This window comes from Lysobacter soli, assembly GCF_009755585.1.
GTDB classification, from domain to species: domain Bacteria; phylum Pseudomonadota; class Gammaproteobacteria; order Xanthomonadales; family Xanthomonadaceae; genus Lysobacter_J; species Lysobacter_J soli.
On sequence record NZ_CP046603.1, the window covers coordinates 2,453,275 to 2,478,657 of the forward strand.

A 25,383-nucleotide genomic window follows, 5' to 3' on the forward strand; every position below is an offset into this window, starting at 1 on the left:
ACTTTCCGCCGGAACGCCGCACGATGACCCGCACGCTGTTGATCGCCGCCCTGCTCACCGCCCTGCCCGCCGTCGCCGCGCCGCCCGACGCCGCGCTGACGACCATTTCCGAGCGCAGCGGCTTCACGAAGACTGGCCGCTACGACGAGGTGATCGCGCTATGCGACGCCTTCGCGGCGCGGTATCCCGAGGCCGTGCGCTGTGCGGACTTCGGCACCACGCCGGAAGGCCGGCCGATGAAAGTGCTCGTCGTGTCGAAGGTCGGTGCGTTCACGCCGGAAGCGGCGAAGGCGCAGAACCTGCCGGTGACGCTGATCCAGGGCGGCATCCACGCCGGCGAGATCGACGGGAAGGACGCGGGCTTCCTCGCGCTGCGGCAGGCGCTCGATGGCGAAGTCGCGGTCGGCGCGCTGGAAAAGCAGGTGCTGCTGTTCGTGCCGGTGTTCAACGTGGACGGCCACGAGCGTTTCGCCGCGTGGAACCGCCCGAACCAGCGCGGTCCGGAGGAAATGGGCTGGCGCACGACCGCGCAGAACTACAACCTCAACCGCGACTACGTGAAGGCCGACACGCCGGAAATGCAGGCGATGCTGGCCCTGGTCAACGCGTGGGACCCGCTGGCCTACGTCGACCTGCACGTCACCGACGGCGCGAAGTTCGAGCACGACGTCTCCATCCAGGTCGAACCGGTGCATGGCGGCGACGAAACGCTGCGCAAGGCCGGCACTGCATTGCGCGATGGCGTGATCGCGTACCTCGCGGAGCAGGGTTCGCTGCCGTTGCCGTTCTATCCCTCGTTTGTGGTGAACGACGATCCGTCGTCCGGCTTCGAGGATGGCGTCGCCACGCCGCGCTTCTCGCACGGCTATTTCCAGCTGCGCAACCGCCTGGGCATGCTGGTCGAAACCCATTCCTGGCGCGACTACCCGCACCGGGTGAAGGTCACGCACGACACGATCGTCTCGCTGCTGGACCTCATCGCGCAGAACGGCGCGCAATGGCGCGTGCAGGCGCTGGCCGCCGACGTGCGCGCGCAGTTGCTGGGCGGCAAGCCCGTGGCGCTGGATTACAAGGCGACCGACACGGTCCGCACGATCGACTTCCGCGGCTACGAATACACGCGCACGCCGTCGGAGGTCTCCGGCGCGCTGATGACGCGTTACGACGAAAGCAAACCGCAGGTCTGGCAGGTGCCGATGCGCGACGAACTGGTGCCGGCGCATGTCGTCGATGCGCCGAAGGCGGGGTATATCGTCCCGGCCGCGCACGCGGCGTGGGTCGGCGCGAAGCTCGACCAGCACGGCGTGACGTATCGCCGCCTCGACGCGCCCTTGCCGAAACTCGCCGTGCAGGCGTTCCGTGCCGACACGGCGACGTTCGCCGCTCAGTCGGTCGAAGGCCACCAGCGCACGACGCTGGAAGGCAAGTGGACGCCGGAAAAGCGCACCATCGGCGCCGGGGCTCTGTTCGTGCCGATCGCGCAGCCGAAGGCGCGCCTGGTGATGGCGCTGCTGGAACCGCAGGCGCCGGACGCGCTGGTCGCGTGGGGCGAGTTCAACAACTACTTCGAGCGAAAGGAATACATGGAGGATTACGTCGCCGAGGACGTGGCGCGCGAGATGCTGAAGGATCCGAAGGTGAAAGCCGCCTTCGAGCAGCGCCTCGAAGAGGACAAGGCGTTTGCCGACAGTCCGCAGCAGCGGCTGGAGTTCTTCGCGCGCCGGCATTCGTCGTGGGACGACCAGTACCGCCGCTACCCGGTGGTCCGCATCGACCGGGCGCCGCGCTGACGCGGTTCCAACAAACGCCCCGCTACGCTCGCGCCACCTGACGGAGGACGTGCCATGACCGTGTCGAGGACTTCCCTTCGCGTCGCGCCGCTCCTCCTGACGGTGGCGGTGCTCGTCGCCGGGTGCCAGCCCCAGGGCAACACCACAGCGCCGGCGCCCTCCATGACGCAGGGGGCCCATGCCGTCACCGGTACGGCAACCTACCGCGAGCGCATCCAGCCGCCGCCGGGTTCGACGCTGCGCGTGCAGCTGCTCGACAACCTGCTGGCCGACACGCCCAACGCCGTCATCGCCGACGCCATGGTGAAGGACGTCGGCGGCCCGCCCATCGCCTTCACCCTGCCCTTCGATCCGGCGAAGCTGCGCGCCAATGGCCAGTACGGCCTGCACGCCACGCTCGCCGGGCCCGACGGCGCGCCGCTGTTCGCGAGCGTCACGCGCGTGCCGGTGGACCCAGCGGCGAACAAACCGGTGGAGATCGCGATGGTGCATGTCGCCGCGCCGGCCGCAGATGCCGCATCGACCACCGCATCGCCGCCGCCGACGAACTGGCAATGCGGCGACCTGCGCGTGGGCGCGGTATTCGACAACGTCGCCAACACGGTGACGCTGTCGTACAGCGGCCGTAGCCGTTCGCTGCCGTTGGCGGTATCGGGATCCGGTGCACGCTATGCCGACGACGCCGGCAACGAGTTCTGGACGAAGGGCGACAGCGGCACGCTGACGCTCGATGGCGAAAAGCACGAATGCACGCGAACGAACGTCGCCTCGCCGTGGGACGACGCACGCTCCCGCGGCGTCGCCTTCCGCGCGGTGGGCAACGAGCCGGGATGGCTGGTCGAGATCGGCCAGGGCGACGCGCCTTCGCTGCACGCGCAGCTGGATTTCGGCTCGCGCAAGCTCGACATCGCCAGCGTGCAGCCGCGCGCGAAGGGCGACGGATGGACCGGCAAGAGCGCCAACGGCACGCAGGTCGAGCTCATCACCGAACGCAAACCCTGCCAGGACGACGCCGGCGCGACGTTCGACGTCACCGCGCAACTGCACGCTGGCGGCAAGACCTACACCGGGTGTGGCGCGTTCCTGTCGAAGTAACGCCACTGCGCGCATGCGTTGACGCCTCCTGAACCCCGCGCCGCGCACGCTGGCGCGAGGTTTCCGTCGGACGATGCCATGATCGACCTGCTGCCTTCGCCATCGCATGTCGGGGCGTATCGCCTGAGCGGCACGCTGGACGGGGCCGACTACGACCGCTGCATCGCCGACATCGAGGGCCGCCTGCGCCTGCACGAACGCATCGGCATCTACTGCGACATGACCGGCTTCACCGGCCTGACGCCTGAGGCGCTGGCGAAGGACCTGCGCTATTTCTTCGCGAAGTTCGGCGAGTACGACCGCTTCGCACGCGGTGCGATCGTGACCGACAAACGCTGGCTGGGCGAGATTTCCGAGTTCGCCGGGCGTTTTTTCCCGAACACCGAAATCCGCGCGTTCGAGCCGGACGAGCACGATGCGGCGCTGGCATGGGCTGCGGTGGTGGAGCCGTTGCGGTAATTCACGCGTCGGTCGTTAGAGTCGAAACGCCGTCTGGCTTTTGCCGTCATTCCCGCGAAGGCGGGCTAGCGCTCCACTTCGGCGGAGCCGAACATCCATCGTTCGGACGCGTCACGCCTTTCGAAAGCCGTGGCGGCGCGGAGACATGGATCCCCGCCTTCGCGGGGATGACAGCTTTAAAAGTTCTGCAGCGGGTAAGCGAAGCCCATGGAGGGGCTCGACCATCGCACGGGCGAGCGTTTGTTCTTGCCGTCATTCCCGCGAAGGCGGGAATCCATCGTTCGGACGCGTCACGCCTTTCGAAAGCCGTGAGGGCGCGGAGACATGGATCCCCGCCTTCGCGGGGATGACAGCTTTAAGAGCTCTGCAGCGAGTAAGCGAAGCCCACGACGGGGCTCGACCGAAAGGCCCCCCATCGCCCGCCTACTTCATGTACTTCCAGTTCCGCGTCTTACCTTCTGCGAGCCATTCCATCGCCTGCGCAATACGGCGCTGTCGCGTGTCTTCGCGCTTCGCCTCGACGATCCACTCGATGTAGTCGCGCCGATACCCCGGCGCGAAGCCCTCGAACGTGGCGCGCGCCTTCGCGTTACGACGCAGCGCGGCGGTCAGGTCGTCGGGGACCGGCAGCGCCGCCTTCGCGGCCGGTTTCTTCTTCGCGGGCACCGTCGCCCTGCTTTCGATCCGCGCCATCGCCTGCTTCACGTAGTCGGCGAGCTCGCGCTTTCCGGGCAGTTCGGACTTCTTCGTGATGCGGCCGAACTGGCCCATCGCCTCGCGGTTGGCCTCGTCGCCCACGATCGCGCGGCCTTCCCAGAACCACAGCGTCACGTGCTGCTTGAACGCCGCCATCCCGCACAGGATCTTCCCGCGCCACGTGAAGCTGGGCATGCCCCACTTCAGCGTTTCCTCCGCTTCCGGACACGCGGCATGCACGCCCTCGCGGATGCTCGCGAGCAGCGGCCGGGCGAAGTCGGCGGACTTTTCGATGTAGGCATCGACGCGCGGATCGACGGTCGGCATGCGGGGCTCCTGAAGGGCGTTGCGGGCGTCCGGCCCGCCGTGCGCCATGCGTTGGAATCAATGAGGGCGGCGATACAGGGGGAACACGTCATAGCCACTGTCGAACGGCGGACACCCAGCGGCGGCATCCGCGTCCAGCGCCGCATCGGGCTGACCATCCCGCAACGCACGATGCTGCAAGCCTGCGAACGCTGCGGCTGGCGGCTGGCCTTCGTGCGCACGCCGCTGGATCACCCGACGCCGGTGCTCTTCGCCACCGCGCGCGACTTCGTGGTCGTGCGCGAGGACGGCAGCATCGATCGCTGGCCGGACATCGCGCTGCGTCACTGAAGCGCTCAGCCCAGCGGCCATCGCCCGATCACCTCGTACGGCGTGCCGCGTCCGGGCTGGCTGTCGATCAGCACGAACTCGCGCACGGGCCAGGGCAGCGGCGGCACCGGCGTGGGCGCGATGAAGCGTCGCACGTCGCGTTGCACGGTGAGGTGCGGCACGAAGCTCGCGGACGATTTCACCGGGACGCGATGCTGTGCCAGCGACCGACCGAGCCCATCGAACAGCGCGCGCAGCCCATCGGGCGCATGGTGCGAACCGAGCCACCAGACGTTCGCGCCGCGGAAGCTGCCGACTTCATCGAGCGACAGCTCGAACGCCGGCGAACGCACGGCGGCGGCCGCGGCTTTCGCGTCTTCAACCAACGATGTCGGCAGCGGGCGGAAATCGCCGAGGAACTGCAGCGTCACGTGGTAGCGGTCGGGTTTCAGCGGACGCCCGCCCGGCGCATGTTCCGATATGACGGACGCCGCGGCCGCGGCGATGCGCGGACGCAGCGCGTCGTCGGGCCATAGCGCGAAGAACAGGCGGTGCGGCTCGCCTGTCGGTGCATCGTCGAATCCCAGTCCCAGCTGTGCCATTCGCTAGCCGCCCTGCTTCGCCGACTTGCGGAGGAAATCCGCCAGTCCGCGCAGCTGCTGCGCCTGCACCTTGTCGACGACCGGCGCGAACTTCGACAGGTCGTCGGGCGTGTAGCCGCCGGCGCGATAGAACATCGTGATGCGCGTGCCACCGCCGTCGGCGGGCGCGAGGCGGAATTCCAGCGCGCCACTGAGGCCCATGCCCTGCAGCGGACCGAGGCCGCCGGTCATGCGCAACGTCCTGCCGGGATCGACGAAGACCACCGCCATGTGCTGCGCCTGCCGTGCGCCGGCGAGTTCGCAGAAACAGCCGCCGGCACGCGCGTCGATCGTCAGCTTCGATTCGTTGCCCCACCAGCTGTGGTCCTTCGGCCACCAGCGGTCGACGTCCTGCACCAGCGCCTTCCATGCCGCGTCGGCATCGACCGGCACGGTTTCGCTGTTCTCGACGGTGAAGCCGCCGGCCGTGGCGTCCTTCACCGCGGCCGTGGCCGTGTTGCACGTCAACGCAAGCGCCAGCGCGCCTGCTCCGAGGATCCAACGCATCGCACGCTCCCGTCATTGAAAACCAGCGCGATTAGGCGCGCGCCGACCGCCGCGTGCAAGGGTGCGCCGGGCGCGCGGCGCGGGCAATAATCGAAGGTCACGCACGACGAGGAAACGCATGTCACGCAACGGATGGCTGGTGGTGGTGCTGGTCGCGACTGCGGCGGCGCTCGCCGCGACCTGGGTGTTCGAACGGCGCCCACCCATCGCTCAGGCCGTGCTCGGTCCGGCGCCGACCACCATCGCCTGGGCCGGCCACATCGACCTGATCGCAGGCGACGGCATCCCCGGCCTGCGCGACGGCGCGGCGATGCAGGCGCGCTTCGCCGATCCGTACGGCGTGGCGGTCGCGAAGGACGGCGCGGTGTTCGTCAGCGACGCGGGCGACAACAACCGCATACGCCGCATCGCGCGCGACGGCACCGTTTCGACGGTTGCCGGCTCGGTGGAAGGCTTCGCCGACGGCGTCGGTGCCGCTGCGGCGTTCGACACCCCGTCAGGCCTCGCCTTCGATCGGGACGGCAATCTCTATGTCGCCGATACCGGCAATCACGCGATCCGCAAAATCACGCCGCAAGGCGCGGTGAGCACGATCGCCGGCAACGGCACGCCGGGCTTCGCGGATGGCCCCGGCGCGCAGGCCCGTTTCGACGGGCCGACCGGCGTCGCCGTCGGCGCGGACGGTCGCGTGTACGTCGCCGACACCTACAACGACCGCATCCGCGTGATCGCGCCCGATGGCAGCGTCTCGACGCTGGCCGGCGGCGAGCGGCCGGGCGACGCGGACGGCGTCGGCACGCTGGCGCGGTTCGACACGCCCACCGCGGTCGCGGTCGACGCGATGAACCGCGTCTACGTCGCCGACCTGCGCAACAACGCGATCCGCCGCATCACGCCGACCGGTGAGGTCACCACCCTCGCCCGCGCGATGCCCGGCGACGAACATCCGCCGGTGCATCGCCCGCTCAGCCTGGCGATCGCGCACGACGGCGTGCTCTACGTCGGCGAGATGTACCGCGGGCTGGTGCAGTTCGCGCGTGACGGCAGCGCGCACCAGATCACCGGGCAGACGCAGGCGCAGCGCTTGTCGCGCCCGTCGGGGCTGGTGGTCGCCGAAGACGGCACGTTGCTGGTCGCGGACGCTGGCGCCTATCGCGTGCATCGCATCCGTCCCGTGGATGCGGCGCGCGATGTGGGCACGGCGCAGATCGTGGGTCCTTCACCCGACGCGCCGCTGCCCGCCACCGGAGGGCGCTGGCCGCTGGCGCCGCAGGACGGCTGGCACGAAGTCGTCGGTACGCTTGGCGAAGTGCGCGGCAACTACCAGCGCGAGAACCGCGACCACCTGCATGGCGGGCTCGACATTCGCGGCGACGTCGGACAGCAGGTCCTCGCCATCGCCGACGGAAAGGTCAGCAGCCCGTATGCGGCGTGGGGCTTCGGCGAACTCGGCGAAGGGTTGGGGATCGACACGCTCGGCTACATCCACATGCGCGTGGGCCGCACGCCGCGCGGCGAGCCGCTGGATGCCTCGCGCTTCCTCATCGTCCCCGGCGACGACGGCAAGCCCGAACGCGTCCGCGTGCGTCGCGGCACGCGCTTTGCCGCGGGAGACGCGCTCGGCACGATCAACGGCATGGCGCACGTACACCTGAGCGTTGGCGCCAGTGGCTACGAACGCAACGCGGTGGCGCTGGGCTTCGTGAACTACGCCGACCATTACGCGCCGCGCATCGACCGGATCGAACTGCTCGACGCGCAGGACCAGCCACTGACGGTGCGCCGCGATGGACGCCTGGTGCTCTCGCGCGCGACGCCCGGCGTGCAGATCGCCGTGGATGCGTGGGACCAGGTGGATCGCAACCTGCCGCGGCGCCGGCTTGGGCTGCACGCGCTGGGCTATCAGTGGCTGGACACGGCCGGCGCGCCGCTGCCGGGCTACGAGCAGCCGCGCATGACGATCGAATTCAACCGCATGCCGGCCGATCCCGACGCGGTGAAGATCGCGTACGGGCCGTCGAGCGGCATCACCGTGCACGGCAGCGCGATCACGCGATTCCAGTATCTGGTGACCAACACCGTGCGCGATGGCGTGCTCGCGACCGGCCAGTGGCAGCCCGGCGAACTGCCCGCCGGCGACTACGTGCTTCGCATCACCGCGCAGGATTACAGCGGCAACTTCGCCACGGCCGGACGCGACCTGAAGGTGCGGCTGGAGTGAACTTCAGCCGCGTGCCGTGCGCGGCGGTCGCACGCGATACGCGAGGCTGATGCGCGGCCCGACGGGCGCCTTGGTCTTCGGCACGCCGTGTTCGTGCGTGAGCTGGCTGGCGTGGCTCATCACCAGCAGGCTGCCGGGTTCCAGGTCGATGTGCAGCGCCTTGCGCGTGGCGAGGTCGCGGATGGTCATGCGCCGTGGCGAGCCGAGCGAGACGAGCGCGATGGGATGGCCTTCGCGCAGCATGTGCAGCTTGTCGCCGTGCGGGGCGACGCTGTCGTTGCCATCGCGGTAAAAGTTGAGGCCTACGGCGTTGAAAGGTTCGTCCAGGTGCGCGCGAACGCGCTCGACGCCGTCGATCAGCGGTGCGGGAATGCCGTCGTCCTCGAAACGGTAGGACGCGATCAGGCGCGGCACGTCGACGATGCGGTCGTACATCGGGCGACGCTGCGCTTCCCACGCGACCGCGGTTTTCAGCTCGTCGAACCAGCGCGCGGCGAGCTCATCCGGAAGGAACGCCGGCCAATAGCGGATGCCGCCCTGGGCGTCTTCGATGAGCGTGCGCGGGGCGTTGCTGGCCGGGGCGGCAGCGAAGAGATCGTCGGTGAGGGCGGTGGCGCGCGGCATCGCGCGAGTGTGCGGTGGGGGCGTCTCGCGGGGTGAGACGGGCGCCATCCCCGGTGTTCAGCCCCTCTCCCCGCGGGAGAGGGGTTGGGGTGAGGGGGAACGAAGCCTCGTCGTCCGGACGTTCGATGCGGCACAACGCTAGCTTTTCAGGTCAGAGCTCGGCAAGGCGAACTACAGCAATCGGAGCCACCACCGCTCCGCCGCCCCTCACCCCAACCCCTCTCCCGGAGGGAGAGGGGCTCAAAGCGGTACGTCACCCCTCCAACTCATTCCACCGCTCATACGCCGCATCCAGCTCCGCCTGCGTCTTCGCCATCAGGTCGGTGTGGGCGGCGATGCCGGCGGCGTCGCGCTGGTAGAACGACGGCTCGTTCATCTGCGCGGTCAGTTCGGCGACCTTCGTTTCGAGCTGCTCGATGCGCACCGGCAGCTGCTCCAGCTCGCGCGCGTCCTTGTAGCTGAGCTTCTTCTTCGGCGCGGCAACCGCGGGAGCGGCCCCCGCGGCAACTGGCGCCGCAGCCGGCACGGCCTTCGCACCTGCCGCCGGAACCGACTTCACCGGCCGCTGACGCAGCCAGTCGGTATAGCCGCCGACGTATTCGCCGACGCGGCCATCCCCTTCCATCACCAGGGTCGAGGTCACGACGTTGTCGAGAAAATCGCGATCGTGGCTGACCAGCAGCAGCGTGCCCGGATAGTCGCCGAGCAGTTCTTCTAGCAGTTCCAGCGTCTCGACGTCGAGGTCGTTGGTCGGTTCGTCCATCACCAGCAGGTTGGACGGCTGCGCGAACAGCTTCGCCAGCAGCAGGCGGTTGCGCTCGCCGCCGGACAGGCGCGTGATAGGTGCGCGGGCGCGTTCGGGCGTGAACAGGAAATCCTGCAGGTAGCCGATGACGTGCTTGGACTTGCCGCCCACCTCGACGAACTCGCGGCCCTCGGCGACGTTTTCCAGCGCGTTCCAGTCCTCGCGCAGCGTCGCGCGGTACTGGTCGAAGTACGCGATCTGCAGGTTGCTGCCGAGCTTCACCTCGCCCGACTGCGGCTTCAGTTCGCCCAGCAGCAGCTTCAGCAGGGTGGTCTTGCCGCTGCCGTTGGGGCCGATCAGGCCGATGCGGTCGCCGCGGAAGATCGTGGTGGACAGATCGCGGATGAGTTCACGATCGCCGAAGGCAAAGCTGACGTCCTTCGCTTCGACGACCTTCTTGCCCGACGACTCGCTCTGGGCGAAGTCCATCTTGACGTTGCCCTGCAGCTCGCGCCGCTGCGAGCGCTCCACGCGCATCTGCTTCAGGCGCGTGACGCGGCCTTCGTCGCGCGTGCGGCGGGCCTTGATGCCCTGCCGGATCCACACTTCCTCCTGCGCCAGCATCTTGTCGAAACGCGCGTTTTCCTGCGCTTCGGCGTTCAGGCGCTCCTCGCGGCGGCGCAGGTAGTTGTCCCAGTCGCCGGGCCAGCTGGTGACCTGGCCGCGGTCGATCTCGACGATGCGCGTGGCGAGCGAACGCAGGAAGCGGCGATCGTGGGTGACGAACACCAGCGCGCCCTGCCAGGCCTTGAGGAAACCTTCGAGCCAGTCGATGGCCTCGATGTCCAGGTGGTTGGTCGGCTCGTCCAGCAGCAGGACGTCGGGCGAGGACACCAGCGCGCGGGCGAGCAGCACGCGACGCTTCATGCCGCCGGACAGGCGCGCGAAGACGGCGTCGCCGTCCAGTTCCAGGCGCTGGAGCGTCTCGGTCACGCGCTGGTCGAGCGACCAGCCGTTGGCGTCCTCGATCTTCTGCTGGACCTTCGCCAGCGCGTCGGTGTCGACGTGCTCGGCGTGGCTGAGGTGGTGGAACTGGGCGAGCCAGCTGCCGAGCTCGCCCAGCCCGCCGGCCACCACGTCCCAGACGTCGCCGTCGGCGCCGGGCGGGACTTCCTGTTCCAGGCGCGCGATGCGGACGCCGCCTTCGCGGCGGACCTCGCCGTCGTCGGCGTGGATGTCGCCGGCGATGAGCTTCATCAGCGTGGATTTGCCGGCGCCGTTGCGGCCGATCAGCGCGATGCGCTCGCCGGGTTCGATGGAGAGGACGACGTCGGAAAGCAGCAAGGGGCCGCCGACGCCGTAGTCGACGTTGTTCAGGGTGATCAGGGGCATGGGGGGATTCTACCGGCTCATCCCGTCATCCCCGCGGAAGCGGGGACCCAGGCTGCCTTCGCTCAAATCCGCAGTGCCCCGCTGCGTAGATCTTTCGACGCGCCCACTCCGTTACCCCTCACCCCAACCCCTCTCCCGCCGGGAGAGGGGCTAGGGCATGGCCGAGACGACGGGATGGGATCATCTCCCCATGCCCTCCCCGCACGCCCTCGCCGCCGAACGCATCCGCCACTGGGTGCTGTCCGCCTTCCCGCGCGGGCAGAGCGGCATCGATTACGACCATCCGGCCGGCGATCCCGGCCTGTTCGGTCCCGACAGCGTGACCTGGCGCGTGCATTCCGACTTCCCCGGCATGCTCGCCGGCGGCCTGTGCGCGCTGATGCTGCAGACACTGAATCCGCTGGCGCTGGCCGGCGTGTGGGACCACTCCAATTTCCGCACCGATCTCGTCGGCCGGCTGCGGCGCACGACCAATTTCGTTGCCGGCACCACGTACGCCTCGCGCCCGGAAGCGCAGAAGCTCATCGATCGCGTCGCCGGAATCCACGAGCAGGTGCGCGGCACGCTGCCGGACGGTCGCTTGTATCGCGCCGACGATCCGGCGCTGCTGACGTGGGTGCATGTGACCGAAAGCTTCGGTTTCCTCGAAGGATTCCGCCGCTATTCGCCGATGACGCTGCCCAGCGGCGCGGCCGATGCGTACTACGGCGAAGTGCGTCGCGTCGCCGAAGCGCTGGGCGCGCGCGACGTGCCCGGCACGGAGGCCAAAGTCGCCGCGTTCTTCGCCCGCATGCAGGGCGAGCTTCGACTGGATGAACGCTCGCGCGAGGTGCTGCGCGTGCTCGCGCGCATTCGTCTACCCGTGCCGATGGCCGGACTGTCGCGCGACCTGTTCCTCGGCGCCGGCGCCGCGCTGCTGCCTAATTGGGCGGTCGACATGCTCGCGCCGACGCGCTTCGAACGCGCACGTGCCGCGGTCGCATCGCGCACGCTGCGCACGATTTCGCCGATCTTCCGCGCGGCATTGAACGACGGCGTCGGTCCGCGTGCGTGCCGGCGCGTCGGAGCCGACCCGTCGATCCTCGACCGCTGGCCGTAACCCTCAGCCGCCTGCGGGTTTCAGCAACACGATCTTCGAGGCCGTGCGCACGCGACCGCCCAGGCGGAAAGCCATGTCGATCTCGTCGCCGGGTTTGAGCTGCTCGAGCCGCATCGGCGTGCCGTCCAGCGCGAACACCTGCGTCTTCGCATCGATTTCGATGCGGTTGCGGATGCGCGTCTCGGTCTGGTCGACCATCAGCACGTCGGTGCGCGGGACGAACTCGGCGACGGTGCCGTGCAAGTACTGGCCCCAGCCCTGGCCCGGCGTCGTGTCGGGCAGGCGTGTCACCGATGTCGCTTCGACGCGGTTGCCGGTCTTCACCGTATCCAGCATCACGCGATCGCCCGGCTGCAGTTTCGGCCGCGTGGCCCGATCGCGCTCGGCTTTGGCTTCGTCGTAGTACAGGTTCATCGGCGCGCCCTGCCCCAGTTCGCTGCCGGTGCGCGCGTCGAGGCTGAGCACGATCCGATGCTGCGCCGGATCGTGCCGCTGCAGCGTGCCGACCGTGCGGCCCTGCACCTGCGCCGCGGCGGCGGTCGTCAGGCCAAGCAGGACGCACGCCACCAGCGTGCGATGGAAACGGATGATCGTTGCGTTGCGCATGGCCGCACTCTCCGCGATGTTCCCCGCGGCGGCATGATGCGCGGCCGATGTGTAGGCGGCGTCAGGAACTGCAGGACAGCATCGAACAGCCCGCACGTTCGCGCGCCCAGTCCGGGCGGCGGCGCGCGTAGGCCTCGCGGCCGGGCTGGTCGTCGTAGGGGCGGCGCATGACCTCCAGCAGCTCCGTGACGCCGCCGATGTCGCCTTCAGCCGCACGGTCGATCGCCTGCTGCGCGAGGTAGTTGCGCAGCACGTACCGCGGGTTGGCGGCGTTCATGCGCTCGCGCCGCTGCGCGTCCGGCAGGTCCTGCTGCGAGAGCCGCGCGACATAACGCGCCAGCCATTCGCGCAATGCCGGCTCGACCGCCTCACGGCGCGCCGGGTCGTAGAACGCGTCTTCCATCGCGCGCAGGTCCGGCGCCCGCACGTCGAGGTCGGCCAGGCCGCGGAAGAACAGCGTCATGTCGATCTCGCCTTCGGTCAGCAGGTCCTGCAACTGCTGCATCAGGGCGGTGTCGTCCTCGCGGTAGTCGGCCAGGCCGAGCTTGCGCGCGGTGTTCTCGCGATCGGCATCCAGGTAGGTGGAGACGAAGCGGCGCAGGCCGGCCTGCAGCGGCTCGGTGTCGTCGAACAGCAGCGACAGCGAGCCGGCCAGCCGCCCGAGGTTCCAGTACGCGACCTGCGGTTGCTGGCCGAAGCGGTAACGGCGCTGGTAGCGATCGGTCGTGTTGGGCGTCCAGCCCGGATCGAAGTTGTCGACCCAGCCGTACGGGCCGTAATCGATGGTGAGGCCGAGGATCGACATGTTGTCGGTGTTCATCACGCCATGCACGAAGCCGACGCGGATCCAGTGCGCCATCAGCACGGCGGTGCGCTCGCATACCTGCGCGAACCATTCGGCGTACGCCGCCTGCCCGCGCCCGAGGCCGCGCAGGTCCGGGAAATCGCGGCGGATGCAGAAGTCGGCCAGCTGGCGCAGCAGTTCGGTGTCGTTGCGCGAAGCCGGTAGTTCAAAATTGCCGAAACGGATGAACGACGGCGCGACGCGGCACACCACCGCCCCGGGTTCCAGCTGCGGATGGCCGTCGTAGAACATGTCGCGTTCGATCCATTCGCCCGTGCCGACCAGGCTCAGCGCGCGCGTGGTCGGCACGCCGAGGTGGTGCATCGCCTCGCTGCACAGGAATTCGCGGATCGACGAACGCAGGACTGCGCGGCCGTCGGCGCTGCGCGAATACGGCGTCGGACCGGCGCCCTTGAGCTGCAATTCCCAGCGTTCGCCCTCGGCGTTGATCATCTCGCCCAGCGAAATCGCGCGACCGTCGCCGAGCTGGCCTGCCCACTGGCCGAACTGATGGCCGCCGTAGTTCGCCGCGAACGGCTGCATGCCGGGCAGCAGCGAATTTCCACCGAACACGCGGGCGAACTCGTCGGAGGCGACGTCGGCCTCGCTGAAGCCGAGCCGGCGCGCCATCTCCGCTGAATGCGCGAGCAGCCGCGGCTGCGGAACCGGCGTGGGCTCCACGCGCGAATACGCGGCGCCGTGCACCTGCCGCACGCCGGGCGCGGTGTCGGGGTCGCCGGGGAGATCGCGGACGAAGAGATTGTCGAAATGCGGATTCAGCATGAAGCGTGCACGCGGCAGGGACCGCTCTACAGATGGTGCCGGGCGCGATGGCTACAAGCGGTGAACCCGCCGCAGGTGGCGAAGGGACAGCCGCGGCACATCGACGCGGGTCGCAGTCGGGCGGGCGGACGTCCGCGTATGCTGGCCGTCCACCGTCGCATTGGGGAATCGAACGGATGATGTCGCGCCAACGCACCAACCACGCCGTCGGCCATATCGGCCCGGCCCTCGCCGCCGCGATGCTGCTGGCGATCGCCACGCACGCCAGCGCCCAGGCGCCGGCAGGCAAGCAATCGTGCAGCCTCGTGCAGGCCGGACGGTTGCTGGATCGCCCCGGCCATGCGGCACGCGGCGCGAGCACGCTACTGGTCTGCAACGGCCGCATCGATGCCGTGCGCGATGGCTTCGTCGATGCATCCGCGTTCCCGAATGCCACCGGCGCGATCGTCATCGACCTGCGCGACCGGTTCGTCCTTCCGGGCCTGATCGACAGCCACGTACACCTGACATCCGACAAGGCAGGCGTGGAAGGCCAGCTGGAAGGCATTTCGAAGGGCGTCGCCGACCACGCCTACGAGGCCGCGGTGAATGCGCGCAAGACGTTGCAGGCGGGCTTCACCACCGTGCGCAACCTCGGCGACGAGGACGGCGTGACGCTTGCGCTGCGTGATGCAGTCGCGGCAGGCAAGCTGCCGGGGCCGCGCATCGTCGACGCGGGCATGGCGATCTCCGCCACCGCCGGCCACATGGACCCGACGCTCGGCTTCCGCGACGAACTGCACGCGGCGCTCGATGTGCACGGCAACACCTGCGACGGCGCAGAGGAATGCCGCAAGGCAGTGCGACGCCAGGTCGCGCGTGGCGCGGACGTCATCAAGATCGCCACCACCGGCGGCGTGAACAGCCGCATCGGCGCGGGCCTCGGCCAGCAGATGTTCGACGACGAGGCCAAAGCCATCGTCGAAACCGCGCACCTGTACCGCAAGAAGGTCGCCGTCCACGCGCACGGCGCCGACGGCATCGCCCTCGCGCTGCGCGCCGGCGCCGATTCGATCGAACACGGCACGCTGATGGACGATGCGGACATCAAGCTGCTCCGCCAGACCGGCGCGTACTACGTGCCTACGTTGTCCACGGTGAACGGTTACAAGGAGCGGCTGGCGAAGAATCCCGACGCCTACACCGGCGAGGTGCTGGAGAAGATCCAGTGGCGCATCGGCATCACCGGCAAGGCGCTGGAGCGCGCGGTGCCGGCGGGCGTGAAGATCGCCTTCGGCACCGACGCCGGCGTCAGCCTGCACGGCCGCAACGCCGACGAATTCGAGCTCATGGTCGCGCACGGCATGACGCCCGCCACCGCGATCCAGGCCGCCACCGTAAACGCCGCCGACCTGCTGGGCCTGGCCGATCAGGTCGGTTCGCTGGAGGCAGGCAAGCGCGCCGACCTCATCGCCGTGAGCGGCGACCCGCTGACCGACGTGACCGTGCTCAAGCGGGTGGAGTTCGTGATGAAGGATGGGCGGGTGGAGAAGGATGCGCGCGTCGGCGCCGCGGCGCTCTGAGGTGTGCTGTCGCCCTTGCTGTTCGCTGTTGCTGCGCTTTTGATTTCCCAGCGACTTAAAGCGAGCCGAGCACCGGAACTGGAAAGGGACGAAGAGCCGCGCGCTGTCTGAGCGCAGCGAAGCGGAGCGAGTTCGCGCGGCGCTCCCTTTCCAGTGAGGAGCACAGGGCACCGCCGCGCAGCGGCGGCTCGCGTCGGGAGCGAACGGTTTTGGTTACTTTTGCCAAGACAAAAGTGACCCGCTCGCTTGCGAGCGGAGGCTTTTGATCTTCATGTTGCTCCAAGCCCATGCAACGGCGATGGCACAGCGAGTGCGGGCGCATCACTCGTCCCGACCCTCACCCCAACCCTTCTCCCGGCGGGAGAGGGGCTAAGCGCGACGGCACAAACGTCTCGAGCCTGCCCACGCGCAGCCGAACCCCGCTCCGGAGCAAGAATGCGCGGGTATTTTCTGGGCGCATACAGCCCCGCTACACAGCCCCACGACGCCCCTCGGTTACACTGTTCAGTCTTCCCGACCGGCGTTCGCCGGCGCTGCCGAGTCTCCCCCATGAGCGCCGAGCCCAGCTCGAATGATGCCCCGTCCCTGAAGTTCACCGATCTTGCCCTGCCCGAGCCCCTGCTCAAGGCACTTTCGGACGTCGGCTACGAATCCCCCTCGCCCATCCAGGCCGCCACCATCCCGCCGCTGCTGGAGGGCCGCGACGTGCTCGGCCAGGCGCAGACCGGCACCGGCAAGACCGCCGCGTTCGCGCTTCCGATCCTGGCGCAGATCCAGCCCGGCCGGCAGAAGCCGCAGGCGCTGGTACTGGCGCCGACGCGCGAACTGGCCATCCAGGTCGCCGAGGCGTTCCAGAAGTACGCCCATCACCTGCCCGGCTTCCACGTGCTGCCGATCTACGGCGGCCAGAGCTATTACCCGCAGCTGCAGGCGCTCAAGCGCGGCGTGCAGGTAGTGGTCGGTACGCCCGGCCGCGTGATCGACCACCTGGAACGCGGCTCGCTGGACCTGTCCGAACTGCGCTGCCTGGTGCTGGACGAAGCCGACGAAATGCTGCGCATGGGCTTCATCGACGACGTCGAGGCCGTGCTGAAGAAGACGCCGGAGACGCGCCAGGTCGCGCTGTTCTCCGCGACGATGCCGCCGCCGATCCGCCGCATCGCGCAGACCTACCTGAAGGACCCGGTCGAGATCTCGATCAAGGCCAAGACCACCACCGCCGCCAACATCCGCCAGCGCTACTGGGCGGTGAGTGGCGTGCACAAGCTGGACGCGATCACCCGCATCCTGGAAGCCGAACCGTTCGACGCGATGATCGTCTTCGCGCGCACCAAGCAGGCCACCGAAGAGCTGGCCGACAAGCTCGCGGCGCGCGGCATCGCCGCCGCCGCGATCAACGGCGACGTGCAGCAGGCGCAGCGCGAGAAGACCATCCAGAACCTCAAGGACGGCAAGATCGACGTGCTCGTCGCCACCGACGTGGCGGCGCGCGGCCTGGACGTGGAACGCATCAGCCACGTACTGAACTTCGACATTCCGTACGACACCGAAAGCTACGTGCACCGCATCGGCCGCACCGGTCGCGCGGGCCGCAAGGGCGAGGCGATCCTGTTCGTGACGCCGCGCGAGCGCGGCATGCTGCGTGCGATCGAGCGCGCCACGCGCCAGCCGATCGAGCCGATGGCGCTGCCGACCATCGAAACGGTGAACGAGCAGCGCGTGAACCGCTTCCTCGGCCGCATCACCGGCGCGCTGGACAGCGACGACCTGGCGCAATTCCGCGACCTGGTCGAACGCTACGAGCGCGAGCAGAACGTGCCGGCGGTGGAGATCGCCGCGGCGCTGGCGAAGCTGCTGCAGGGCGACATGCCGCTGCTGCTGGACGTCACCGCCGAGAAGCTGCGCCCGCACGCGCAGGTCGGCTTCGAGCAGCGCAGTCCGCGCGAACAGGGCCGCGATTCGCGCGGTCGCGACCGCGATTCCCGTTTCGAACGCGACAGCGGACCGCGTGCACCGCGTGAGTCGCGCCACGAATCGCGTCACGAGCGCGGCGATCGTTCCGAACGCCCGCAGCGCACCGAAACGCCGTACGCGCCGACCGAACGCTACGAGCGTCCGGCGATAGAGCGTCCGCAGTTCGAATCGCGAAGCGAACGCCCGCAGAACGAGCGCTCGTCGTTCAACGCGGCCGAATCGATGTTCGACGACGAAGCACCGACGCCGCGCCACGAGCACCGCGAGCCGCGCGAACACCGCGAGCCGCGCGAGGCGCGCGCACCGGAAGTCGGCATGGAAACCTTCCGCATCGAGGTCGGCCACCAGCACGGGGTGAAGCCGGGCAACATCGTCGGCGCGATCGCCAACGAGGCCGAGCTCGAAAGCCGTTACATCGGCCGCATCGACATCCGCGACGACCACAGCCTGATCGACCTGCCCGAAGGCATGCCGCGCGAGGTCATGGACCACCTTAAGCGCGTGCGCGTCGCCGGCCAGCAGTTGCGCATCAGCCGACCGGGCGAAGGCGGCCACGGCGGCCAGCGCCCGCACGGTCGCCACGAGCGCGGCGGTTTCGACGACGACCGCCGTCCGCCGCGCGGCCCGCGTCCGCAGGGCGCCGGCCCGCGCAAGCCGGGCGGGTTCCGGCCTAAGCCGCGCTGAAGCCGGCGGTGTTTCAGCCCCTCTCCCGTCGGGAGAGGGGTTGGGGTGAGGGGCAACGAAGTGGCGGCCCTCGACAGCCACTGCGGCGAAAAGCTGCGCTGTTGTTCCTAGCGACACAGCTGCGCCGTCCCTTCGTTGATCTTCGCTAGCATCGAAATGGATTCCAGTCTTCGCTGGAATGACGGACTGCAGCGGATACGCACCCGGCCTGGGTCCCGGCTTCCGCCGGGATGACGGCATCAGGCAGTGGCATCATCACCGCCCCGCCGCCGTCCCGACGATTCCGCCCCCGATGCACCTGATCCTCCTCAGCGCCGTGTGCAGCGTCCTGGTGTCGGTGCTGCTCAAGCTCGCGCCGCGGGCGCGGCTCGATGTCGGCCAGCTCGTGACGTGGAATTACCTCGCCGCCGGCGCGTTGTGCGCATGGCTGCTGCGGCCGCCGCTGGACAGCCTCGAGCATCCGGATACGCCATGGGCCGCGCTGCTCGGCCTCGCGGTCGTCCTGCCCTCGCTCTTCCTCGTGCTAGGCGCCTCGGTGCGCTCGGCCGGCATCGTGCGCACCGACGTGGCGCAGCGCCTGTCGCTGCTGTTGTCCCTCGCGGCAGCCTTCACGCTGTTCGGCGAACGTGCGGACGGCATGCGCCTGCTCGGCCTCGCACTCGGCCTCGTCGCCGTCGCGGGCATCGTCATGCGGCCGGAGTCGTCGCCGACCGGCAGCGAACGCCGCAGCTGGCTGCTGCTGGTCACCGTCTGGGTCGGCTTCGCGCTGGTGGACGTGATGCTCAAGCGCATCGCGCTTGCGGGCACGCCGTCGATGGCCGCGTTGCAGGCCGCCTTCGCCAGCGCCTTCGTGCTGATGCTGGGTGCGCAACTCGTACGCCATCTGCGTGGCCGCACGCGGCTGGCCTGGCGCAATGTCGGAGGCGGGCTGCTTCTAGGCCTGTTGAACTTCGGCAACATCGTCTTCTACGTACGCGCGCACCAGGCGCTGCCCGACAGTCCGTCGGTCGTGTTCGCGGCAATGAACATCGGCGTGGTCGTGCTGGGCACGCTGGTCGGCGTGTTCGGTTTCGGCGAGAAGACCAGCCGCTGGAACCGGCTGGCGATCGTGCTGGCGCTGGTGGCCATCGCGCTGATCGCGATGGCGCCGCGCGCGTGATGCGCCCGGATTTGGCATAGTCGAACGCCCTTCCGCGGTTCGTTCCGCCATGTCCCGCCTGCTCGTCTTCCAGCACGTCGCCGCCGAACCGCTCGGCACGCTCGATCGCCTGATCCGCCGGCGCGGCCATCGCATCCGTTTCGCCAATTTCGAACGGCAGCCGGATTTCGAACCGAACGTGGACCGTTACCGCGGGCTGGTCGTGCTGGGTGGTCCGATGAACGTCGAGGACCAGGCGCGGCGTCCGCACCTGAAGACCGAACTGCGCGCCATCGAACACATGCTCGAACAGGGCAAGCCCGTGCTCGGCATCTGCCTGGGCGCGCAGCTGCTGGCGCACGTGCTGGGCGCGCCGGTGCGGCGGCATGAGGCGCCGGAAATCGGCTGGTACCCGCTGCACACCACGCCGGCCGGTCGCGAAGACGCGGTCCTGTCGCCGCTCGGCGACACGTCTCCGGTGTTCCAGTGGCACCGTTACAGCTTCGAGGTGCCGAGCGAGGCGACGCACCTGGCGAGCACCGCCGGCTGCGAGCAGCAGGCCTTCCGTTACGGCGAGAACGCCTACGGATTCCAGTTCCATCTGGAAATGGACGAGGCGCTGATCGAGCGCTGGCTGCGCAATCCCGCCTATCGCGAGGAACTGGCGGAACTGGGCGGTCTCGATCCGGCCCGCGCCGACGTCGAGGCGATCCGCCGACAGACGCGCGAGCACATCGCCGGCATGCAGTCGCGTGCGGACGAGGTGTTCAACCGGTTTCTCGATCTGGTGGGACGCCCGCAGCGGCGGATCACGCTTCCTTCGCGCGAGTGGGTCTGAACTTCCGCGCGGGCTTGGTGTGAAAGCTCTAGAGCCGGGCGCGAAGGTGACCGGACCCCAGCCACTCCCATCGAGGGAACCCGCATGGCGAAGTTCAAGAAGGCGGCCGGCAAGACCACCGCGTCCGGCACGCGCACGCGCAAGAAGGCCGGCACGCAGGATGCACAGCAGCAGGCCGACCAGCTATCGCGCACGCTGAGCGAATCGGCGCAGCAGATCTGGCTGGCGGGCGTGGGCGCGTTCTCGCGCGCACAGGCCGAAGGCACGAAGCTGTTCGACGCGCTGATCAAGGAAGGCATGACGCTGGAACAGACCGCGCGCCGCTTCGCGGGCGGTCAGGCGGAAGTCGTGCGCGACGTCGTCGGCTCCCGCGTCGGCCAGGCGCGCGAACGCGCGGTCGACACCTGGGATCGCCTGGAGAAGGTGTTCGAGGATCGCGTGCAGCGGTCGCTGGTGAAGCTGGGCGTACCCGGCCGCGATGACCTCAACGAACTGAGCCGCCGCGTCGATGCGCTCACCGCCGAACTGCGCCGCCAGGGCGGTTCGGCCGCTCCGCGCAAGACGGGCGCTCGCAAGACCGCGGCCAGCAAGGCGACCAAGGCGCCGGCCGCACGCAAGTCGCCGCGGAAGGCGACCCGCAGCCGTTCCAACGCGGCGTCCTGATCGAACAACGCATTACCGCCCGGCGCTCGCCGGGCGTCCCGACAAGCCCGTCAGTCCGCTGCTCCGTATGCTCCCCTCCCCTTACGGTTTCGGACTGGCGGGCTTTCTTTTGCCTGCATCCGACAGCTCGCGTGACCGACGCCACGCGGGGAGCCATGTCGCTGTCGTATAGTCGCCAGCCTCCGACACTCCCGGGTTGTGCATGCTGGCCGGTTTTTCCCTGACGATCGCCCTCCTCGCCACCGTGTTGCTGGGCGCCGCGGCGACGGCATGGTTGTGGCTGGTTCGACGTCGTCAGGGCGAAACGACCGCCGGTATCCAGGCGCTGGCGGAGATGCGTTGGCGCGAGTTCTCGCGCCTGGTCGTCGAGGCGCTGCGTACGCGGGGTTTCGAAGCCGAATCGGTCGAACAGACGCTCGAACGCGGTCCGCAGGCCGAACTCCGCCTCATCCGCGACGGCCGCGCGTGGTTGCTGGCGTGCAAGCTCGCCGCGGCGCGTACTCGCCTGGGCGCGGCGAGCGTGCGCGAACTGGCCGAAGCGGTGCGGTTCAACGGCGCAGCCGGCGGCATCCTCGCCACGCCCGCACGCATTCCCGCCGAAGCCCGAAAGGCCGCGGATGGGCTGGAATTGTTCGATGGCGACGCGCTGTGGGCCCTGGTCGGACCGATGCTGCCGGCCTCGCTGCGCGACGATCTCACCCTGAGCGCACGCCGGCGCAGCGTGCGCGAGACGGCCATCGCATGGGCCGGCGCGCTGGCGGCCGGCGTCGTCCTCGGCTTCGTTCCGGGCATGACGCGCGACGCCCCGGTGGCGGCTGCGCCTGCGATCGAAACGCCCGCGCCCGCCGCCTCGGCCCCGCAGTCATCGCCGCGCGCACCGGCATCGCAATCGGTCCCCACCGACCCGATGCTGGCGGCTCCCGCCGATCCGAACCGCGACCAGTTCGAGCGCGGCGAAGTGATCCACGCCGTCGCCGCGTTGCCCTGGGTCGAACGCGTGCTGTGGTCGACCAGCTCGACCCTCGTCATCCAGCAGCGCGACGACGTCGACCAGTTGCAGGTGAATGAAGTCTGCGGCGTACTCGCCCGCTACGACGCGCTGCGCGCCTCGCGCCTGCAGTTGCAGCCGCCGGCGGGAAGCGAACGCAAGGTGCGCTTCCTGCAGTGCCGGGCGTACTGATCCGGCTGACGTAGCCCGCCGCAACAGGACTTCACGCGCGCCCGGGTGCGCTTCGCTTACCCGGGCTACACAAGCGACAACGAGCTACCAGTGCACGCCCCGCATCAGCGCGGCGAACGCGATCTGTTCGCTGCTCGGCGCGACTTCGCCCTTCAACGCCTGCTTGTCGCCGCGCGCGGCCGCCGAGTCGGGGAACAGCTCGAACGCCGTGCTCATGATCACCTCGTAGGCCTTCGGCGCCAGCGCATTGATGACCGACGCGAAGATACCCAGGCGCGTGGCGATGCGACTCGGGCGTTCGATGACGCCCTTGATGACCAGGTCCGCCGCTTCGTCCGGCGTCAGCGTCGGGACGCTGTCGTACATCTTGGTCGGCGCGATCATCGGCGTCTTCACCAGCGGCATGTTGATCGTGGTGAAGCTGATGCCCTTGCCCGACAGCTCGCCCTGCGCGCAGCGGCTCCACGCGTCCAGCGCGGCCTTCGATGCCACGTAGGCCGAAAAACGGGGCGAATTGGCCAGCACGCCGATCGAACTGATGTTGATGATGTGACCCTTCCGACGCTGCGTCATGCCGGGCAGGAAACCCATGATCAGGCGCAGGCTGCCGAAATAGTTCAGCTGCATCGTGCGTTCAAAATCGTGGAAGCGGTCGTAGCTCAGTTCGATCGAACGACGGATCGAGCGGCCGGCGTTGTTCACCAGCACGTCGCAGCGGCCGTGTTCTTCCAGCACCGTCTGCACCAGGCGATCGCAGTCGTCCATGTCGGCCAGGTCCGCGGTGTAGGCGAACACCTTGCCGCCGGCGGCCTTCATGGCGTCGCGCGCCTTGAACAGCTCTTCCTCGCCGCGCGCGACGATGATCGTGATCGCGCCCGCTTCGGCCACGCGCTGCGCGGTCGCCAGGCCAATGCCCGACGAACCGCCGGTGATCACCACCACCTTGTTGCGCACCTTGCCCTTGAGGCTGCGGTCCACGAACAGGTCCGGATCGAGGTGGCGCTCCCAGTAATCCCATAGCCGCCACGCGTAGCTTTCCAGCGGCGGCACCTGGATGCCGCTGCCCCTGAGGGCACGCTCGGCTTCGCGATTGTCGAAACGCGTGGGATAGGTGAGGAACTTCATCACCTGCTTGGGAATCTTGAAATCCCGCAGCAGCATGCCGATGAAACGCCGCACCGGCGGCAGGTTCGCGACCGCACCACGCACGCTGCCCGGGATGAAGGCGAACATGCGCGCGTCCAGGCGCATGGTCATCTCCGGCGAATGGCCCGCGCGTGCGAAGGTGTTGAGCACCTCGCCTACGCGCTGCGGATCGGGATCGGTGAGGTGGAAGCAATGGCCATCCAGCCGCGGCTTGTGTGCGATGTGGTCCATCGCATCGACCACGTAATCGACCGGCACGATGTTGATGCGTCCGCCTTCCAGGCCGAGCATCGGCATCCACGGCGGCAGCATCTGCCGCAGCTTCTTGAGGAAGGTGAAGAAGAAATACGGGCCGTCGATCTTGTCCATCTCGCCCGTCTGCGAATGGCCGACGACCATGCCCGGGCGATAGATGCGCCACTTCACGCGCGTTTCGCGGCGCACCAGGCCTTCGGAGTCGTGCTTGGTGCGGAGGTAGGGATCGTCGAGCCCTTCGGCTTCGTCGAACATGTCCTCGCGGAACACGCCCGGATACAGCCCAGCGGCCGCGATGGAACTGGTGTGGTGGAACACGCCGGACTTCAGCGCCGCGGCGAGATCCAGCGCATGGCGCGTGCCTTCGACATTGGCCGCGTACTGCGCCTCCGGCTTGGCGGTGAGGTCGTAGATCGCCGCGAGGTGGAAGAAGTGCTTCACCTTTCCGGCCAGCGCACGCGCCTGTGCGGCCGAAACGCCGCATTTTTCCTGCGTCATATCGCCTTCCACCGGCACCACGCGCTTGCCGTCCCAACCCATCTTCTTCGCGATGGCATCGAGCTTCTTCCGCGAATCCTTGCGTACCAGCACGTAGACGGTGCCCTTGCGCTGCCGCAGCAGCCGATCGACCAGGAAGCGGCCGATGAATCCCGTGGCACCGGTGACGAAGTAGCTCATTGCCCTTTCCCCGACCTTGGATGGCCGCCGCGCGGCGCCTGGCGCCTACGTTGCCAGAGGCCCCGCCTCGTCACAATTCCCCGCCGTATTGACCATCGACGACGGCGCGTGAGGTAATCCCGGCCACGATCCCGGGTCGCCGGAGGGGCGCCGTCATGACCGACCTGCAGTCCGCTTTCGAACAAGCCGCCAAGGATGTCCAGTCCCTGCCCGAGCGCCCGGACAACGACACGCTGCTGCGCCTGTATGCGCTCTACAAGCAGGGCTCGGAGGGCGACGTCAGCGGGCCGAAGCCCGGCTTCTTCGACTTCGTCGGCACCGCCAAATACGAGGCGTGGGCGAAACTCAAGGGCACGTCCAGCGACGACGCGAAGCAGAAATACATCGACCTGGTGAAGAAGCTGCGCGCCTGACGCGCGCCGCAATCCGCGACCAATGGCGAAACAGACGCGCCAGCGCATCCTCGACAGCGCATTGACGATGTTCAACGCGCTGGGCGAGCCGAACGTCACCACGAACCACATCGCCGACGAGCTGGAGATCAGCCCCGGCAACCTGTACTACCACTTCCGCAACAAGGACGACATCATCGAGCAGCTGTTCGCGCGCTTCGAGGAGCGCATGGACGCCGCGCTCGCCGCGCCGCAGGGCCGCCTGCCCGGGCTGGAGGACATCTGGCTGCAACTGCACCTGGTGTTCGAATGCATATGGGATTACCGCTTCCTGCATCGCGACCTGGTGGAGATCCTCAGCCGGAACCGTCGCCTGCGATTGCGCTTCGCGCGCATCCTGCGTCGCGCCAACGAGCAGGCGCACACGGTGATGCGCGGGCTGCTGCAGGCGGGAATCATGCGAGCGTCGAAGGACGAACTCGCCGCCACCGCGACGAACGTGCTGGTCATCGCGACGTTCTGGCTGAACTACGCTGCCGCGCGCGGCGACAAGGACGAACACGCGGCGATCCGCGACGGCATCGTGCAGGTGATGATGCTGCTGGCGCCCTTCCTCCGCGACGCGGAACGGGTGCATCTCAATACGCTGACGCGGGCGTATCTGGACTGAAAACCTCGGCGCTACTGGATCGTTGCGTGTGCGGACGGACTCAGTGCCTGCGCAGGCGGCGGGCG

At 68.8% G+C, this 25,383-nt stretch carries 22 protein-coding genes; 14 read left to right on the forward strand and 8 right to left on the reverse strand.

From position 1 onward, the window contains the following. Positions 1-23 precede the first annotated feature (23 nt). The 3 genes from GOY17_RS11090 (at position 24) to GOY17_RS11100 (ending at position 3,344) form a co-directional block, all read left to right on the forward strand. Positions 24-1,790, forward strand: a complete 1,767-nt coding sequence (locus GOY17_RS11090; RefSeq protein ID WP_157030452.1) for a M14 family metallopeptidase — start codon at positions 24-26, stop codon at positions 1,788-1,790. Between the two features lie 162 nt (positions 1,791-1,952). Then, entirely contained in the window at positions 1,953-2,885 is a 933-nt protein-coding gene (locus tag GOY17_RS11095; RefSeq protein WP_198173665.1) for a YbaY family lipoprotein, read from the forward strand. A gap of 78 nt (positions 2,886-2,963) precedes the next feature. Continuing rightward, positions 2,964-3,344, forward strand: a complete 381-nt coding sequence (locus tag GOY17_RS11100; RefSeq protein ID WP_115841629.1) for a SpoIIAA family protein — start codon at positions 2,964-2,966, stop codon at positions 3,342-3,344. A 423-nt stretch (positions 3,345-3,767) separates the two neighbouring features. Here GOY17_RS11100 and GOY17_RS11105 read toward each other — a convergent pair whose 3' ends face one another. Next, positions 3,768-4,367, reverse strand: a complete 600-nt coding sequence (locus tag GOY17_RS11105; protein WP_157030454.1) for a YdeI/OmpD-associated family protein — start codon at positions 4,365-4,367, stop codon at positions 3,768-3,770. A gap of 171 nt (positions 4,368-4,538) precedes the next feature. On the opposite strand from GOY17_RS11105, the gene GOY17_RS11110 reads away from it, so the two are divergent. Next, a complete protein-coding gene (locus GOY17_RS11110; RefSeq protein WP_157030455.1) occupies positions 4,539-4,697 on the forward strand; it encodes a hypothetical protein in 159 nt (52 codons plus the stop codon). Between the two features lie 5 nt (positions 4,698-4,702). Here the strand turns inward: GOY17_RS11110 and thpR are convergent, their stop codons facing one another. Further along, positions 4,703-5,278: an RNA 2',3'-cyclic phosphodiesterase gene (gene thpR / locus GOY17_RS11115; protein ID WP_157030456.1), complete on the reverse strand. Its 576-nt coding sequence runs from the start codon at positions 5,276-5,278 to the stop codon at positions 4,703-4,705. A 3-nt stretch (positions 5,279-5,281) separates the two neighbouring features. Next, complete coding sequence (locus GOY17_RS11120; RefSeq protein ID WP_157030457.1) at positions 5,282-5,824, reverse strand: SRPBCC family protein; 543 nt, start codon at positions 5,822-5,824, stop codon at positions 5,282-5,284. 118 nt (positions 5,825-5,942) lie between these two features. Between GOY17_RS11120 and GOY17_RS11125 the strand changes: the two genes are divergently transcribed. Further along, complete coding sequence (locus tag GOY17_RS11125) at positions 5,943-8,045, forward strand: NHL repeat-containing protein (protein ID WP_157030458.1); 2,103 nt, start codon at positions 5,943-5,945, stop codon at positions 8,043-8,045. Between the two features lie 3 nt (positions 8,046-8,048). Here GOY17_RS11125 and GOY17_RS11130 read toward each other — a convergent pair whose 3' ends face one another. After that, a complete protein-coding gene (locus GOY17_RS11130) occupies positions 8,049-8,669 on the reverse strand; it encodes an alpha-ketoglutarate-dependent dioxygenase AlkB family protein (RefSeq protein WP_157030459.1) in 621 nt (206 codons plus the stop codon). 253 nt (positions 8,670-8,922) lie between these two features. Beyond that, the gene (locus tag GOY17_RS11135; protein ID WP_157030460.1) at positions 8,923-10,806 is read right to left on the reverse strand and encodes an ATP-binding cassette domain-containing protein; all 1,884 of its coding nucleotides are present in this window, start codon (positions 10,804-10,806) and stop codon (positions 8,923-8,925) included. 190 nt (positions 10,807-10,996) lie between these two features. On the opposite strand from GOY17_RS11135, the gene GOY17_RS11140 reads away from it, so the two are divergent. After that, positions 10,997-11,905, forward strand: coding sequence for an oxygenase MpaB family protein (locus GOY17_RS11140; RefSeq protein WP_232338410.1), 909 nt, complete (start codon positions 10,997-10,999; stop codon positions 11,903-11,905). 3 nt (positions 11,906-11,908) lie between these two features. Here GOY17_RS11140 and GOY17_RS11145 read toward each other — a convergent pair whose 3' ends face one another. Together GOY17_RS11145 and GOY17_RS11150 are read right to left on the reverse strand one after the other, a co-directional pair. Further along, positions 11,909-12,511, reverse strand: a complete 603-nt coding sequence (locus GOY17_RS11145; RefSeq protein ID WP_157030462.1) for a hypothetical protein — start codon at positions 12,509-12,511, stop codon at positions 11,909-11,911. 61 nt (positions 12,512-12,572) lie between these two features. Then, positions 12,573-14,138: a protein adenylyltransferase SelO gene (locus GOY17_RS11150; RefSeq protein WP_157030463.1), complete on the reverse strand. Its 1,566-nt coding sequence runs from the start codon at positions 14,136-14,138 to the stop codon at positions 12,573-12,575. 179 nt (positions 14,139-14,317) lie between these two features. On the opposite strand from GOY17_RS11150, the gene GOY17_RS11155 reads away from it, so the two are divergent. From GOY17_RS11155 to GOY17_RS11180, 6 genes are all read left to right on the forward strand, one after another. Continuing rightward, on the forward strand, positions 14,318-15,700 hold the full coding sequence (locus GOY17_RS11155; protein WP_198173666.1) for a metal-dependent hydrolase family protein: 1,383 nt from the start codon (positions 14,318-14,320) through the stop codon (positions 15,698-15,700). A 549-nt stretch (positions 15,701-16,249) separates the two neighbouring features. After that, positions 16,250-18,358 (forward strand): DEAD/DEAH box helicase, encoded by a 2,109-nt coding sequence (locus tag GOY17_RS11160; RefSeq protein WP_157030464.1) that lies wholly within the window; start codon positions 16,250-16,252, stop codon positions 18,356-18,358. A gap of 292 nt (positions 18,359-18,650) precedes the next feature. Continuing rightward, the gene (locus GOY17_RS11165) at positions 18,651-19,517 is read left to right on the forward strand and encodes an EamA family transporter (RefSeq protein WP_157030465.1); all 867 of its coding nucleotides are present in this window, start codon (positions 18,651-18,653) and stop codon (positions 19,515-19,517) included. A 49-nt stretch (positions 19,518-19,566) separates the two neighbouring features. Then, complete coding sequence (locus tag GOY17_RS11170; RefSeq protein WP_157030466.1) at positions 19,567-20,334, forward strand: type 1 glutamine amidotransferase; 768 nt, start codon at positions 19,567-19,569, stop codon at positions 20,332-20,334. A gap of 84 nt (positions 20,335-20,418) precedes the next feature. Beyond that, on the forward strand, positions 20,419-20,997 hold the full coding sequence (locus GOY17_RS11175; RefSeq protein ID WP_157030467.1) for a phasin family protein: 579 nt from the start codon (positions 20,419-20,421) through the stop codon (positions 20,995-20,997). 202 nt (positions 20,998-21,199) lie between these two features. Continuing rightward, the gene (locus GOY17_RS11180; RefSeq protein WP_157030468.1) at positions 21,200-22,177 is read left to right on the forward strand and encodes a restriction endonuclease; all 978 of its coding nucleotides are present in this window, start codon (positions 21,200-21,202) and stop codon (positions 22,175-22,177) included. 84 nt (positions 22,178-22,261) lie between these two features. On the opposite strand, the gene GOY17_RS11185 is transcribed toward GOY17_RS11180, so the two are convergent. After that, a complete protein-coding gene (locus GOY17_RS11185) occupies positions 22,262-24,256 on the reverse strand; it encodes an SDR family oxidoreductase (protein WP_157030469.1) in 1,995 nt (664 codons plus the stop codon). Between the two features lie 155 nt (positions 24,257-24,411). Here GOY17_RS11185 and GOY17_RS11190 point away from each other — a divergent pair, with 155 nt between their 5' ends. Together GOY17_RS11190 and GOY17_RS11195 are read left to right on the forward strand one after the other, a co-directional pair. Further along, the gene (locus GOY17_RS11190; RefSeq protein WP_115841644.1) at positions 24,412-24,669 is read left to right on the forward strand and encodes an acyl-CoA-binding protein; all 258 of its coding nucleotides are present in this window, start codon (positions 24,412-24,414) and stop codon (positions 24,667-24,669) included. Positions 24,670-24,691: 22 nt separating this feature from the next. Next, positions 24,692-25,318: a TetR/AcrR family transcriptional regulator gene (locus GOY17_RS11195; protein ID WP_115841645.1), complete on the forward strand. Its 627-nt coding sequence runs from the start codon at positions 24,692-24,694 to the stop codon at positions 25,316-25,318. The last annotated feature ends 65 nt before the right edge of the window (positions 25,319-25,383 follow it).